The organism is Methanobrevibacter sp., from assembly GCF_045120835.1.
Lineage (GTDB): Archaea > Methanobacteriota > Methanobacteria > Methanobacteriales > Methanobacteriaceae > Methanocatella.
The window spans coordinates 1-15024 of the sequence record NZ_JBGVFE010000028.1 but is presented as its reverse complement, the minus strand read 5'-3'; the positions used below and the strand labels follow the sequence as shown (position 1 = coordinate 15024).

Annotated in this window: 17 protein-coding genes; 1 reads left to right on the top strand and 16 read right to left on the bottom strand. The window is 34.0% G+C overall.

The annotated features are described in order from the left end of the window. The 7 genes from ACJMLO_RS02875 to ACJMLO_RS02845 form a co-directional block, all read right to left on the bottom strand. A partial coding sequence (locus ACJMLO_RS02875; protein ID WP_405293747.1) for a hypothetical protein occupies window positions 1-314 on the bottom strand: 314 nt, incomplete at its 3' end. A 13-nt stretch (window positions 315-327) separates the two neighbouring features. After that, window positions 328-1245 carry an exosome complex RNA-binding protein Rrp4 gene (rrp4, locus tag ACJMLO_RS02870; protein WP_405293745.1) on the bottom strand — a complete coding sequence of 306 codons (918 nt, stop codon included), beginning with the start codon at window positions 1243-1245 and terminating at the stop codon, window positions 328-330. Between the two features lie 26 nt (window positions 1246-1271). Beyond that, entirely contained in the window at window positions 1272-1976 is a 705-nt protein-coding gene (locus tag ACJMLO_RS02865) for a ribosome assembly factor SBDS (RefSeq protein WP_405293743.1), read from the bottom strand. A gap of 34 nt (window positions 1977-2010) precedes the next feature. Beyond that, window positions 2011-2784 (bottom strand): archaeal proteasome endopeptidase complex subunit alpha, encoded by a 774-nt coding sequence (psmA, locus tag ACJMLO_RS02860; protein ID WP_405293741.1) that lies wholly within the window; start codon window positions 2782-2784, stop codon window positions 2011-2013. Window positions 2785-2995: 211 nt separating this feature from the next. Further along, a complete protein-coding gene (locus ACJMLO_RS02855) occupies window positions 2996-3352 on the bottom strand; it encodes an Rpp14/Pop5 family protein (protein ID WP_405293739.1) in 357 nt (118 codons plus the stop codon). Further along, window positions 3342-4052 (bottom strand): ribonuclease P protein component 3, encoded by a 711-nt coding sequence (gene rnp3, locus ACJMLO_RS02850; RefSeq protein ID WP_405293737.1) that lies wholly within the window; start codon window positions 4050-4052, stop codon window positions 3342-3344. The genes ACJMLO_RS02855 and rnp3 overlap by 11 nt, the downstream gene beginning before the upstream one ends. A 69-nt stretch (window positions 4053-4121) precedes the next feature. Beyond that, window positions 4122-4742, bottom strand: a complete 621-nt coding sequence (locus ACJMLO_RS02845) for a zinc-ribbon domain-containing protein (protein WP_405293735.1) — start codon at window positions 4740-4742, stop codon at window positions 4122-4124. Between the two features lie 263 nt (window positions 4743-5005). Here ACJMLO_RS02845 and ACJMLO_RS02840 point away from each other — a divergent pair, with 263 nt between their 5' ends. Further along, entirely contained in the window at window positions 5006-5296 is a 291-nt protein-coding gene (locus tag ACJMLO_RS02840) for a winged helix-turn-helix domain-containing protein (protein ID WP_405293733.1), read from the top strand. Here ACJMLO_RS02840 and ACJMLO_RS02835 read toward each other — a convergent pair whose 3' ends face one another. The 9 genes from ACJMLO_RS02835 to cysS form a co-directional block, all read right to left on the bottom strand. Beyond that, on the bottom strand, window positions 5297-6274 hold the full coding sequence (locus ACJMLO_RS02835) for a zinc ribbon domain-containing protein (protein ID WP_405293731.1): 978 nt from the start codon (window positions 6272-6274) through the stop codon (window positions 5297-5299). 7 nt (window positions 6275-6281) lie between these two features. Continuing rightward, window positions 6282-7169: a hypothetical protein gene (locus ACJMLO_RS02830; protein ID WP_405293729.1), complete on the bottom strand. Its 888-nt coding sequence runs from the start codon at window positions 7167-7169 to the stop codon at window positions 6282-6284. Between the two features lie 4 nt (window positions 7170-7173). After that, window positions 7174-9435 (bottom strand): OB-fold nucleic acid binding domain-containing protein, encoded by a 2262-nt coding sequence (locus ACJMLO_RS02825; RefSeq protein WP_405293727.1) that lies wholly within the window; start codon window positions 9433-9435, stop codon window positions 7174-7176. Continuing rightward, the gene (locus ACJMLO_RS02820; protein WP_405293725.1) at window positions 9436-9951 is read right to left on the bottom strand and encodes a hypothetical protein; all 516 of its coding nucleotides are present in this window, start codon (window positions 9949-9951) and stop codon (window positions 9436-9438) included. Window positions 9952-10027: 76 nt separating this feature from the next. Beyond that, window positions 10028-10393: a desulfoferrodoxin family protein gene (locus ACJMLO_RS02815; RefSeq protein ID WP_405293723.1), complete on the bottom strand. Its 366-nt coding sequence runs from the start codon at window positions 10391-10393 to the stop codon at window positions 10028-10030. 57 nt (window positions 10394-10450) lie between these two features. Next, window positions 10451-10825: a Fe-S cluster assembly scaffold protein NifU gene (gene nifU, locus ACJMLO_RS02810; protein ID WP_405293721.1), complete on the bottom strand. Its 375-nt coding sequence runs from the start codon at window positions 10823-10825 to the stop codon at window positions 10451-10453. A 2-nt stretch (window positions 10826-10827) separates the two neighbouring features. Next, window positions 10828-12036, bottom strand: a complete 1209-nt coding sequence (nifS, locus tag ACJMLO_RS02805) for a cysteine desulfurase NifS (protein ID WP_405293719.1) — start codon at window positions 12034-12036, stop codon at window positions 10828-10830. 43 nt (window positions 12037-12079) lie between these two features. After that, complete coding sequence (locus ACJMLO_RS02800; protein ID WP_405293717.1) at window positions 12080-13375, bottom strand: O-acetylhomoserine aminocarboxypropyltransferase/cysteine synthase family protein; 1296 nt, start codon at window positions 13373-13375, stop codon at window positions 12080-12082. 229 nt (window positions 13376-13604) lie between these two features. Beyond that, window positions 13605-14951: a cysteine--tRNA ligase gene (cysS, locus tag ACJMLO_RS02795; RefSeq protein WP_405293715.1), complete on the bottom strand. Its 1347-nt coding sequence runs from the start codon at window positions 14949-14951 to the stop codon at window positions 13605-13607. Window positions 14952-15024: the final 73 nt, after the last annotated feature.

The window sequence follows — 15024 nt, the reverse complement described above, 5'->3', positions numbered from 1 at the left end:
ACTACAATCCAACCAGGATTTTCTGCTTCATAGATTTTTGCAAGATCTGTTGGACGTTTCCCTTGCCAATTCGTATTGCTTCCTGATGTATAGTTAACAACTCTTAAGTCAGAATCTTTTAAATTTACATTAGGTTCTAACCAATATGATTTATGATCAGCAAGTTTCCCGGCTTCAATAATACGCTTGTTATATGTTGTAATAGTAGTTTGATTTAATGTAGCTACACCAGCAACATCTGTACTTACAATATCAGTATATGATTTAATTGTTTCACTATCAAACTTTACAGTTGGTTTAGCACTTACTGTCATAACAACAGATATACTAATTAATAATACAAAAATGAATAAAGATTTTATAAAACTTTTCATCTTCTTTTTCCTTTCTTTTTATTGTTCTCTTATTCTTTCTTTTAAATTCTTCTATAACTTCACCAATATCTGGTTTATCATTTTTCTCTTTATTTTCTTCTTCTTTCTCTTCTTCTTCCAATTCTTCTTTAAAATTTTGAAGTTTAGGTTTTTCTAAAACAAATTCTTCTTCCTCATTAGGAATTTCTTCAGGTGGCAATTCACCATCGATAGTTAGGTATAATTTGTTTTTAATTTTATTTGTTAAACCAGAAGTATGGGCTTCCGCTTCGATTAAATGAATGATTTCACGAGTAAGTTGTTCCATGTCCTCATTTCCTTTAACCCAAACAAGGCCATTTTGACCAACGACAATTTTACATTTGGTTTTGTCTTTAATCATGTTGATCATAGAACCTTTTTTACCGATTAATCTAGGAACTTTAGTTGGAGCAATATCTACAATAATTCCTCCTTTAAATTTACCCATTCCTCTACCTTTTAAACCGAGTTTTGCCTTTTTGATTTCATCAACTTCGACAACTCTTAAAAATAGCACATCCCCAACATCATATACTTTGTTGAGTTCTTTTTTCTCACGACCAAACACTTCAAAAGCAGGTAAAATTCCTGAATATGGTGAATTAATGTCAACATCCCACATTGAAAATCTGACATCTTTGATTTTACCAATTACAACATCCCCTTTTTTAGGAACATATTTACTTTTTAAAGGAATAACTCTGATTTTTTTATTCCTTAAAGAAACACGTCCTAATAAAGAAGAACAAACTTTACCGTTCTCTTTAAAGGTACCTCTTCCTGAATAGTATTCGTCATCGGCCAATATTTGACCTGGAATAACTAAATCTTTATTTTCCACGTGTATCATAATAATCCCATAAACCTGAAATTAATTTAATTATTTATAGTTCTAGTTTCTGCTTCTCCACCGGAAATCTCCGCCATTTTAGAAGCAAATGAATTCTGAAGACCGCCAGGCATTTCAATAATGGCAATCCATGAACCATCCTGTTGCCATTCTTCATTAACAATTTCCCCAAATCCATGAATCACATTATAAGCGCCACCTGCTGCTGAACCAGGAAGTCTAACAGCAACCTTAACTTTTTCAAACCTGATTGGAATGAGAGGTTTAATGGCCTTTAATGCTGATTGAACTTGTTGATCAACAGATGTGAATGGGTCAAATTTAACTTTCGCTTCATCGCATGCATTTTCAATTCTTTGAACCGGATGAGGCAAACCATTTTGAGGATTGATTGCTTCACGAGCAATTTTATTAATAACAAGTTTCCTTTTATCCTCTTGCATCTTTCTTTTTTGATCAGCAGTTAATTGAACAGTCCCCTTTTCAAGAATAATCTTAGAAACTTCAATAGGATCAGTAGTTTCAAATATTTTATTCATAGCTTCATCAGAAGCTTTATCTCCCTTTTTAGAGTCTTTAAAAATTTCTTCAACAGCTAAAAGATCTTCGATGGCAACATCAGGACCATCTGGATTTCGAAAATCTGCCGCCAAATCAGGGTCAACCAATATCTCAAAATGTTCTCCAGAGTACTCGTATTTAGCAATAATCGCTTCATCAACATTTACCATCAAAGCATCCCCCAACTAATCCTTTATAAAATAATTATTCTTCTTCAGAATCTTCTTCAGAATCTTCTTTTTCTTCTTCCTCTTCTTTTGGAAGTACTTCATCTATGAATTTTTGTACTTCATCCTGAGGAAGTTTGACATATTTTTCATCATCTAATTTGATAACTGCAATTTCTACATTGTTTGAAGTAGTCTCATGATCAGTAGCTTCATTAATAGCAGTTAAAGCCAATTCAATAGCTTCATTTAAAGTTAAGTCATCATCATATTTTTCTTCAAAAATTTCCATTGCAGCTGACCTTCCAGAACCTATTGCAGTTGCTTTGTATTCAATTAAAGCTCCACTCGGGTCAGTTTCAAACAATTTACATTTACCGTTATATACTCCACCAATAATTAAAGCGGAACCGAATGGTCTTACTCCACCATTTTGAGTGTATAACTGTAACATGTCACATAATTTTTTAGATAAGCTAGTTACACGTATAGGTTCACTATAGGTGATCTTATTAATTTGCGCTTCAACTCTTGCTCTTTCAACTAATGCTCTTGCATCAGCAACAAGACCAGAGGTAGCTGCTCCGATATGGTCATCTATCTTAAATATCTTTTCAATAGATGAAGCTTCAACAAGCTTTGAAGTAGTTCTTTTGTCAACAGCTAAAACAATACCTTCTGAACTTTTTACACCAATAGATGTAGTTCCTCTTTTAACAGCTTCTCTTGCATATTCTACTTGGAAAAGTCTTCCATCTGGGCTAAATACAGTAATAGCCCTATCATATCCAGCATTTTGTAAAGGTTGCATATTAATACCTCATATTTTTATAAATATTATATTTTAATTTCGACAACTTAAAAAAAATAAAACCAAATCTCCATGAAAAGGCAAATTTTATTTTTAATCACCACATAATAGCAAATTAAAAAATTTTTTTATTCTTTTTTCCATAAATCCAATTGTTATTTATAATTATATTTATTTATAAAGTTTTCTATTTTAAACTAACAAAAAGTAATTAAATATATTTTTGCGAAGCCTTAATAGTGCCTGACAGACCTATTGTAGATATTGATATTTTTTTGCCATTGTATTTTGCGGCCAGTGCTAGTGATGATCTGACTTCATCTACAAATCCCCTTTGACAGCGAAGAATAGCCTTGTAATGATAATATTCCTCAGTTTTTTCAATTTCATAAAACTTCATAACCCATAAATTAAAATTGGAAGTGTTGCATTCTCCTTTAAAGCGAATGCATGCATCCCAAATGATACCGACCAAATCATCCTTATCAATATCGTTTTCAATTTTTATATCCAATGTCAGATATCTGTTGTTTTTTCTAAGTGTAGGGGGCAGAACCTTAAGCTTCATCGGTAATCCTCCTAACACCTTTAAACAGGAAATCCCTTCTATTTTTATTAAAATCTAAGATATCTTCAGCATCATCAAATGATTTTTCAATCTCATCATCAGTCAAGCCGGTTTGCCTAAACACTGAAATAAAATCATGTGTAGTCTTTATATCAAAAACGGATTCCGCTCCTGAAGATAAGATTAATGGAAAGTCAAATTTTCTATATAATGTATAAATATCCCTAAAATTTGAAATAACCTTAGCTCGTGGAGCCAAATAACTTTTTAAAATATCTTTAAAACACAATTCAATAGCTATATTATTGTTAACCGCTTCTTTTGCAAGCACATGGTTCAATCCACTATCATATCTCTTAAAATAAGGTCTTGATAAAACATCGATTTTAACGTTTTCCAAAACTGCCCTGTTGACCTTTAAATCTCCGCCGACAACACTGATGCAGGAGGCCTTATCTCTAAACTTATTTGTCAATTTTCTGATTTCATTAATATTATTTGATTTAATCTCCAGAGTAAAATCAAAATTGATAATATCGTTTAAATTATTTTGCATCTCTTCTTTTAAATTTAAACCTTCTTGAAATTCATTTTGATTATATGAAAAATTAATATGCTCCCATCCATAATTTGAAGCTTGTCTGGCAAGTTTAAGATTATTTTCTAAACTGCTTGCCTTAATATTTAAATCAAAAAACATAGTAATTAATATATTATTTTAAATATTAATAATTTTTTAAAAATTAAAAAAATAAGTGATAAAAATCACTTATTGATATCTATAGAATTCCACTTCCCAACTTACAGTTTCATAATAATCTATTGTAAATTCCTCTTCAGAAGATGATTTATATGTAAATGAATCAGATCTTGTCTCAACTGCACTTGTTGAGCCCCAATCTACGCCACCAGATTCCCCATTGGTTCCGGTCACATATAAATGATTTGTTGCATAGTTTTTAATTGGAAATGCTGAAAGTTCCACTTTGATTTTACCTTCAGGAACCTTAATAGTTTTTGAACCTGAACCCGAACCTGAATAGCTGCCAATAGACACCCATTCTTTGGATTTGCTTTCTGAAGTAGAAACAGAAGTTGTCTTTGCAGAATCTGAATCATCTGAAGAATCTTCAACAGATTGAACTTCCTGAGAAGCGGCACTTTGTGAATCATCACCACTTTGAACAGAATTTGAATTGGAATTCAAAGCAAAATAACCAATAGTTGCAACTAATACGACAATGACTGCAATCAATGCAATGATAACATATTTTGAGCTATTTGACTTATTAGATGCATTTTCTGTATGGACCTGTGCCAATGAATTTCCACATTTTGTGCAAAATTTCGATTTGTCTTTGTTTTCAAAACCACATTTACTACATTTCATTTTAACCATTTGAAAAAAAAATTTTAGTTAATTAACATTATGTTTGCCACAATTTATATAATTAATCTTAAAAAAAATATTGAAAACAAATAATCAGGTTATACATTGAATATGAAAATACATTCAATAGACCTATTATAAAACATTTTTTACTATTATCGCCAAAAATTAATAAATCAGATATAAAAGAATAAAAGAAGTGTTTAAATTAAACATACCATGTTATAAAACATTTTATAGTATAAATAATATAATAGATTATTATGGTAAAAGAAAACGATGAACTTTTGAAACTAGCTTCATATGTTCAAATTTCCAAATACCGAGAAAAAACATTAAAATCCATTGGTGATGATGTTAAAATACCAACAAGCATTGCTAAAGATAGTGGTATTAGAACTAACCATATTTCAAAAGTTCTAAGTGAATTAAAAAGCAAAGAAATTGTTGAATGCATTAATGAAGAAGCTCGTAAAGGAAGATTATACCGATTAACTGATACAGGCAAAGACGTGTTGGAAACTATTAAAGAAAAAGAAGCTAACGAAGATTAATTAACTTAGTTCAATTCCTTCTTTTATACTTTCTAATTCCTTTAGCTCTTCACTATTTTTAGAAACTTCTATTAAAACATCATATAACATTTGTAATAAAATCCTATTTTTAATACTCAAGTCAAAAGAATTCTCCGTCTCCTTAAAAATAGATTCATAAGTCGGAGATACCATATCCTTTCTATATTGCAATTTTATTTCATTTCTTAGCTCCACGTCAATATACTTCTCCAGATAAACAATGATTTCATTAGCAAATGAGTTTCCCAGAATTATCATGCTTTCCAATGATTCGTCATCCACACCATATTTTTTGATCAATGCATTGAATGATCCATAGTTCTGATAGCCATATGGAATAAAACGTCCTTCAACGGTATGGGCACAATATTCATTCATTATCTGAAACTCAGGAAGCGTTAAGAAATACCATACAAAACTTTGAATTGTTGAAGATGGATTAACCTTAAAAACATCACATAACAGACTTTCGACTATGCTGAACAAGAAGAAATGACCTAATTCATGAATAATTGTAGCTATCTGAACGGATTCTTCCAACCTATCATCATAATAAATGCCGTTGCCGAATATATATCCTCTCTCATATCCCCTTGCCTTGGTTTTGCACTCCGCAAAGATGCTGGCCAAATTCAAAATCTTATTTTTGGTTGTTTCGCCCCAAATTTCAAAATAGTCTGCTCGGGCAAATATATTGGATAAAAGCTGATTATACTCTTCGTCTGAAATTTCAGCATTTAACAGCAAATTCTGGTTAAAATCACTGAATAATGTATCAAAACCATCAATACTGATTGGATTAATTTGACTTTTGCATTTAATACAGCATGTTGCAAAATCTGAATTGCCTTGACCGCAAATTGGACATATATGTTCAAGAATCAATTTATTGCCGCAATGAGTGCAATAATTATTTTCTTTAAGATTTAGAGTTCCACAGATATCGCAAGTTTTCACTTTATCCCTACCTGAACATTCCTTTAATACTTTTAACTGTATTATTTATTGAATTTTTTTGAATTATCCTTCTTTTAACATTTTTTCCACAATTCTGACAATATTCAGCATTCCAATTTAAGATTTCACCACAGGAACAGACAATTCTTGTTTTAACGTTTCTTTGGGGATTTAATGGCCTTTCACAAAGCTCACAGAATTTCAGATGTTTAGGATTTTTGTGTCCGCAAATGCAGACTATTTTCGTATCCTCCATTTTTAAGTTATTTCCACATTCAATACAAAAATCAGAAGTTATTTCATTTAAAGTAGAACAAGTGCATAATATTGCCATTTCACCCAGATTTCCAAAATTGCTTAATGGAAATCCACAATTTCTACAGAATTGAGAAAATTTTTCATTCTCCTCCCCACAAAAACAGAAAATCGAATCATTAAATTCCAAATTGAAATTGCTGTAATTATCCCTAGTCTCAAATTCTTCCTGTTTGAGCTGTTTTCCACACATTTCACAGAATACATTTTCTTTTGAGTTTACAGTACCGCATTCACATAAAACATTATCCATTGAAAATTGAGGTTTGGTGTTTCTTTTAAAAATCTTCGACAGCTTACTCTGTGAGCGTTTGGCACCGCACATATAGCAATACTCATTGTTAACGTCATTCAGGTATCCGCATGAGCATATTTCATACTTGAAATCTTTCTGTTTAGTTACAATATATGGTGAAAAGTCGATTTGAAAGTTGAAAAAACCTATATTGTGTATTGGCGGCGTTAAGACATAAACAAACTTGCTTGCATCATATTTTGTTTTATGTCCACAACCGGTACAATATGGTTCGTTCGGCAGTATTCTATGACCGCATTTACTACAATAATTTTCTAAAGCCATTTTATCATTTTCTAGACAAGGATTGGATTTCCTCAACAACCTTATACAATACTTCCTCTCCTAATCCTTCAATGTATTTGATGGAACCTGCACATTCATGGCCCCCTCCATCAACGCCAGCCTGAGGAACCTTTTCAATCATTTCTGAAACGATTTCATTTACATTAAATCCATACTGTTCATTGACGGCATCGGTAGCTCTGAAAACACCAAAATCAGGCCCATGACCTAATGTGACAATTGGCTTGTCCTCGCCCAATTGTTTTATTACATGATCATGAACAAAACCGCATGTTTTTCCGGGAGCCGGGAATGTAAATTTATGTGCGAATTTTTCAACATCCAATAAATTAAAGTAAATTCCGTTTTCAAGCTGAGTCTGTTTGATATTCGGTAGAGCTGCCTTAAGTTGGGTATCAATTCTCTTTTGATATTCTTTATATAAAGCTTCAATCATTTTTTTGTGCTTATCAATATTGTCAACGGCAAGAATTGTATCCATTATTCCCCTACCATTCATAAATCTTAAAAAGTATGCTTCAAAGTCCACGCATTCTGCTACTTTTGCAAGGTGTTCCTTACTATATCCCTTTTGAGCTGCAAGCTTTAGATATTGATAGACTTCACCGCATTCAGCACGGTCTCCTAGTGCTGCTATGGCCGGCAAGTGCTTAATTAAGTCTTCAACTTCAGGATTGATAATGTGTGCAACTTCTGTTGCAAGACAACCTGCAGTCAACTGGGAATCCCCTCCAACAAGATACGGATTAACATGTGTATCCACATACTCATCAACCGCTACAGTTGCTCCATAAATTTCACCATCCCTTACGTCTTTGGTGATTAAATCGCCAGGAGAGTGGTGGTCGATAACAACAACCTCAATATCATAGATTTTTGCTTGCATTAATGCCACAATATCCTCTTCAGTTGAACCGTTATCCAACAATACAATCAGAGGTAATTTTTGACCATGCCTTTGCTGGTCTTCAAGAGCAAATGACAAGTCTTTTACGACATCTTCAAGCTCATAGAATGGTGCTTTACTAGGTGACCTTTTAAAGTAGTAATATTCCGCATCATTACTTGGATTTTCTTTCTGGATTAAAGGAACAATAGCCTTTTCCATTGCAACCCCTGATACAATTCCATCAGCATCATTATGGTGCCTGAGCAAAATTGTCCTTCCATCTAGTATTGCCCTTCTGATTTTTTGAGCGGCTTCATACATCTTAGGTTTGAGTCTGTTTAAAACATCACTTTTGACTAAGAAATCAACATCTTGCGGTTTTGCTTTCTTGTTTAGGGCATCATCTATTAATTTATGCAGGTAACGTGTATCTTCTTCATCGAGTTTTGCCATTGAAGATGACTCAATTTGAGTTTTACCCCCATGTTCGTTGACCTCACCGATTACCTGTACTGCATCAGATAGTTCTATTTCAGGATAAGACCTCTCTCCAGCCTTATCAAAAGCAGCAATCTCAGTAGTTCCGGTTTCGTCACTGATGATAAATATTGTTGGTCCGGAAGTTTGCTGGATTTGCTGAACTTCACCATCAATTCTAACGATTTTGCCTTTTTTCTCATCAAGCTGAGAGATTAAAGTCCTTGGAATTGATTTGGTTAACTTCTTAAGATTATAAGCTTCAACATAGGCCGGTGCAAAATCAATCTTTCCTTCTCTTGATTTGATGGAGGTTACAAATACTATTACCTCTTCTCCTACATTATATTCAGAAGCGTCACCTCTCATAAGCCCCCAAACATTATTGTTCAATGTAACAAAGGCCCCATATCTTTCAATTCTTGTGATTTTTCCCTTGTATAATTTGTCCCTGTCCATGTCTTTCATATTGCACAGGGCATCAAGAACATAAACATCACGAACTTGTTTTCTTCTAGCCTCAAATTCATCATGCTTTGCCTTTTCGGCCTTTCGTTTCTCTCCACATTCATAACAGATGTCATATTTCTCATCAAGGAGTTTACCACAATCCCTGCAGACATTGACTTCACCTGTTCCATGACAGTGAGGGCATTCCTCATATACTTCCACCTGTCCCTTTCCATTGCATGCTTCACATGGGATATCCTCTTCTCCTCCAAGGTCGAATTTTGCCTTTGCTTTGCTATTTACTCCTTTAAAGTGATTGCCTACATTAAATAAATCATCTTCAAAACCTGTTCCTCCACAGGCATCACATTCCTTATAGTCCACCACAACTGAACCTATTCCCTTACACTTTGGACATTTAGTTTTCATTTAAAACCCCTTTTGTTTTTCAAATAATTTCGGATTCTCTTTGACTATGCTGTTTCTTTCATTTTGAAACTGTACTGCATTTGCCATCAAATCATTGGCTTCAGTTCCATGAGTCGATCCGGTATAATTATAGTAATTCTCCAAATAATAAATTGACTGATTTAACTCATCAACAGCTTTTAATTTTATTTCCAGTTCGTTTATCAATGCATCAAAGTAATCTTCGTGAACATTGTTTAAATCATCTTCATACTTATATCTAATCTTTAATAATTTTTCCAGACTTTCGTTAAAATTATCTCTTGCGGATTGCGCCTTTTGGTTTGCTTCATAAAAACTTCGCTCATTCAATAATTTAACGGATTCATTGTAATCTTCATCGCCCTGAACAATGCTATCGCTAATGTTTGTCATTGATTTATTAATATTTTCCATTGAACTGTCCATTGAGACGATGGCTATTGAGACTGCAAGTAAAACTACAATAAAAATTATTAGTTTAATATAACTAGACACATTATAAATTATATAAAAAGAAGTAATTAAAAGTTATTATAAAAAAATAAGAAAGTTTAAAAAAATATTTTTAAACTTATTCGCTGGACCAGAGTCCGTGTTGGTTACAGAATGCTAATGCAACGACATCATCAGTAGAGTTTACTGTGAAAGTTGCTTCAGCTACATCACCAGGTTTGAAGCATTTTGCGTATTGTTCACCGCCAGCTTCAATAATCACAAATTCAATGTAGTGGTCATCATCCATTGGGTGGGCAGCTTCACCGACTTTAACGGTTACTTTGTCTCCATCGATTTCAACTACAGGTTTGTGTTTAGGAGATTTTTCTCCTTCAGTTTGTATAGGGAATTCAAGCATGTGGTCTGAGCAGACTTTTTCATCACCTTCGGCCAAGACCTGAATTATACTTCCACAATCATTACATTTCAATATTTTTGCCATATAAAACATCTCCTTTTCATATAGTTAGAGATATTTTATTGCTCAAAGTATTTATTATTATTGATTGTTTTCATAATAATTTTCAATTGCCGCTTGAAGTCCGTCAGCAGCAAGGTTAGAACAATGCATTTTTATTGGTGGAAGACCATCCAATTCCTCAGCAACATCATTTCTAGAAATTTTCAAAGCTTCTTCCAAGGTTTTACCAACAGCAATTTCTGTAATCATACTGCTTGTTGCAATTGCTGCTCCACAACCAAATGTCTGGAAAGATATGTCTTCAATGACTTCATCATCATTGACCTTAATGTAGATTGTCATCAAATCCCCACATGTTGGGTTTCCGACAGTTCCAACACCATTTGCATCTTCCATTTTTCTACAGTTTCTAGGGTTTGCAAAGTGATCCATAACTTTTTCTGAATAATCCATAATTAACACATCCTACAATCATCGCCATGTTTGCTACACATTACGCCATCATAATCTAGGTCTTGATTCCATAAAGGAGACATTTGCCTTAATCTTTTAACCGCCTCTGCAATTGTACTGACAAATTCGTCAACATCAAAAGCATCACTTTCAGGAGCTAAAGATATTCTTAAAGACCCATGAACATCAACAGGGTCTAAACCTAAAGCAGTAAGAACCGGTGAAGCTTCCAGAGTATTAGATGAACATGCAGATCCAGTTGAAGCCTGATAGCCTTTGGCATCCAATAAAAGTATTAATGATTCCCCTTCAATTGCCTTAAATCTAAAGTTTACCAAGTTTGGTAATCTGTTTTCCTTATCCCCATTCAAATAGGATTCAGGAATAGTAGTCAATACTTTTTCAATTAGTTCATCGCGAATTGATGATAATTTTTCATAATGCTCATCTAATTGTGACGCTGCAAGCTCACAAGCTTTTCCAAATCCGACAATTCCCGGCACATTTTCAGTACCTGACCTAATACCTTTTTCCTGACCTCCACCATGTATAAGAGGAACAACTCGAGTTCCTTTTTTAATATATATTGCTCCAACACCTTTTGGACCATTAATCTTATGAGAAGATAAAGATAACAAGTCTACATTTAGTTTCTCAACATCTACTTCAATCTTGCCGAAGCTTTGTACAGCATCAGTGTGGAATTTAATTCCTTTTTCACGGGCAATTTTACCTATTTCTTCAATAGGTTGGATTGTACCAAGTTCATTGTTTGCATGCATTACAGTTATCAAAATGGTTTCAGGAGTTATAGCATCCTTTAAATCTTCAATATTGATTATACCATTCTCATTAACTGGCAAATAAGTGACCTTAAAGTCAAGGGACTCCAAAAAACCCAAAGTGTTTTTCACAGCAGGGTGTTCGATATTTGTGGTAATAATATGTTTACCCTTTTTAGCCAACTTGAATGCGATACCTTTAATTGCAAGGTTATCGGATTCGGATCCTCCGCTTGTGAATATTATCTCTTCAGGTTTTGCATTAATGGCATCAGCCACTCTTTGGCGAGCCAAATCCAATGCCTTTTTTGATTCACGACCAATTTTATAAAGAGTGGAAGGATTTCCAAATTCTTGTGTAAAATATGGTTTCATTTCTTCAAAAACTTCCTCACTAACTTGTGTAGTTGCTGAGTTATCTAAATACATCTCATTATCTCCCAATTGTCTTTTTTATTAATCAAAAATTTAATTAGATACTATCTAAAGCTTGACTTAAATCTTCTATTAAATCATCAACATCTTCAAGACCTATGGAAAGTCTGATGAAGTCAGGTGTTACTCCTGTTGCTTCCTGTTCTTCTGGAGTCAATTGTTGATGTGTAGTACTTGCAGGGTGAATTGCAAGGCTTTTTGCATCACCGATGTTTGCAAGAATAGAGAATAATTCTAATTTTTCAATTACTTTTCTTCCGGCTTCCTCACCACCTTCAACACCAAATCCTAAAATGCCTGCAAAGTTATCCTTGAGGTATTTCTTGTTGATTTCATAAGTTGGATGAGATTCCAAACCAGGATAGTTAACCCATTTTACTTTAGGATGAGCTTCAAGGAACTGTGCAACCTTAAGTGCATTTTCTGAATGTCTTTTTACACGCACATCTAGACTTTCTAAACCTTGTAAGAAGATAAAACTGTGTACTGGTGCTTGGGTTGCTCCAAGATCCCTTAAAAGTCTTGCTCTTGCTCTTACAGTAAATGCGATGTTTCCAAGTTCAGGCACGTCACCAAATGCATCCCAAAATACTAATCCATGGTAACTTGGATCAGGTTTGGTGAAGTTTGCAAACTTGCCGTTTCCCCAGTTGAATTTACCTGAGTCTACGATATATCCTCCAACTGCAGTACCGTGACCTCCAACATACTTGGTTGCAGATGCTGCAATAACATCGGCGCCATGTTCAATAGGCCTTACCAATCCGACACCAACAGTATTGTCCACTATTAATGGAATGTCATGTGAATGTGCAATCTCTGCTAACGCTTCAAAATCAGGCACATCCAATTTTGGATTTCCAATTGATTCCACATAAATCGCTTTGGTTTTATCATCAATTGCAGCTTCGAAAGCTTCAAGATCCTGTGAGTCTACAAACTTAACTTCTCTTGCCAGGTCCTTGAAAGTGTAATTGAATAATTGATAAGTTCCACCGTAAAGGTTATCAGCAGATACGATATTGTCTCCAGGTTCGGTCACATTTAAAATTGCATATGAAATTGCTGCAAGACCACTTGATGTTGAAATACCAGAGTTACCACCTTCGATAGCAGCAATCCTTGCTTCAAATACATCACTGGTTGGGTTTGTTAATCTGGAGTAAATTTGTCCAAATTCTTGAAGGGCGAATCTTCTTGCAGCCTCATCTGAGTCTTTAAATACATATGAAGTTGTCTGATAAATTGGAACCGCCTGTGCCCCTGTTGCGGGGTCCGGAGTTTGTCCTGCACGTACGCCTAATGTTGCTAATCCGTAATTTTTATTTGTCATTTATTATCACCTTAATTTTTGAATTTCAGTAAAATATATCACGTGTTATATTCACTATATAACAATAGTTATTTTTTATATATAAATGTTTTGGAAAACCTAAAAAATAAATTATAACTTATGTTATACAATTATAACATATGTTATTTTTAGTATATAAACATTGTTATTTTTTTCAAAGGAAAAAAAAACGTTTTTAAATTATAAAAAAAGAGAGGAGACAACTCCCCTAATCGTTTATCTCATAACCCAAAGATTGCAATTGATCTCTGATTTTATCGGACAAATCATATTGCTTGTTGGCTCTAAGTTCGGATCTGACCTCACCAATTAAGTCAAGCAAATCATCACTTCCGGCATTGACCTGTTCAATCTCAAAGCTGACACCGAGAATATGTGATGCATCATCTAAAAATACTTTAATGGCTATTTTATCATCATCAGACAAACTATCCAAATCGTTTTTAGTATCATTGATCAGTCCAAATATTGCTGCAATAGCCTTTGGAGTGTTGAAGTCATCATCCATGCTGCTAAAGAACTCATCTTTGTGAGGTTTTAAAGCTTCACATTCAAAAGTCTCATCTCCAACTTCAACATCTAAAAGTTCATAGAATTTTCTGATTCTATCCAAACTTCTCTCGGACTGGTGAAGAGAATCCTTTGAAAAGTCTATTGGACTTCTGTAGTGAGTGGATAAAACAAAGAATCTGAAAGTATCCGGTTCATAGCTTTCAAGCAATTCACGAATAGTGATGAAGTTATGTAGGGATTTTGACATTTTTTCCCCATTTACGTTTAAAAATCCTGTGTGTAACCAGTATCTAACCATTGGGGATTTGCCGCTGACAGCTTCCATTTGAGTGATTTCAGCTTCGTGGTGTGGGAAAATCAAGTCAAGTCCACCACCATGAACATCATACTGCTCGCCAAAGTAATATTCAGTAATTGCTGTATCCTCAATATGCCATCCCGGTCTTCCGTCTCCCCATGGGGATGGCCATACAGGTTCGTCAACGCCTTCACGTTTTTTCCAAAGGGCAAAGTCCTGTTGATTTCTCTTATCGGTTTCGGCTATCTCACGATGTGACTCAAGCTCTTCCACATTCCTATTTGACAATTTGCCGAATTCATCAAACTTATCAATTTCAAAATAAACTCCATCATCGGTTTCATATGCAAATCCCTTATCAATCAATCTTTGAATCTGGTCAAGGATTTCAGGCATATGATCGGTTGCCCTTGCAAATAAGTTAACACCATTGACATTCAATTTTGCCATATCCTCACGATATCTTTTTTCAAATTTACGTGCCAAGACATCAGATGGAATTCCGCTTTCCTTTGAGCGGTTGATAATCTTATCATCAATATCTGTCACATTTTGAATATAAAATACAGCATAACCTTTATATTCCAAGTATCTTTTAATTGTATCAAAAGAAATGTAAGTTCTTCCGTGTCCAATATGCGCATCATCATAAACAGTTGGACCACATACAAATAAATTAACTCTATTTTTATTAATTGTTTTAAAATCCTCTTTACTGCGAGTTAAAGTTGAATAAATTTCCATAATAATAAACCTCGAAAAAAAGTAATTAAAAAGGCAAGTGAGGGACTTGAACCCCCGTATTATGGTCTGCAGC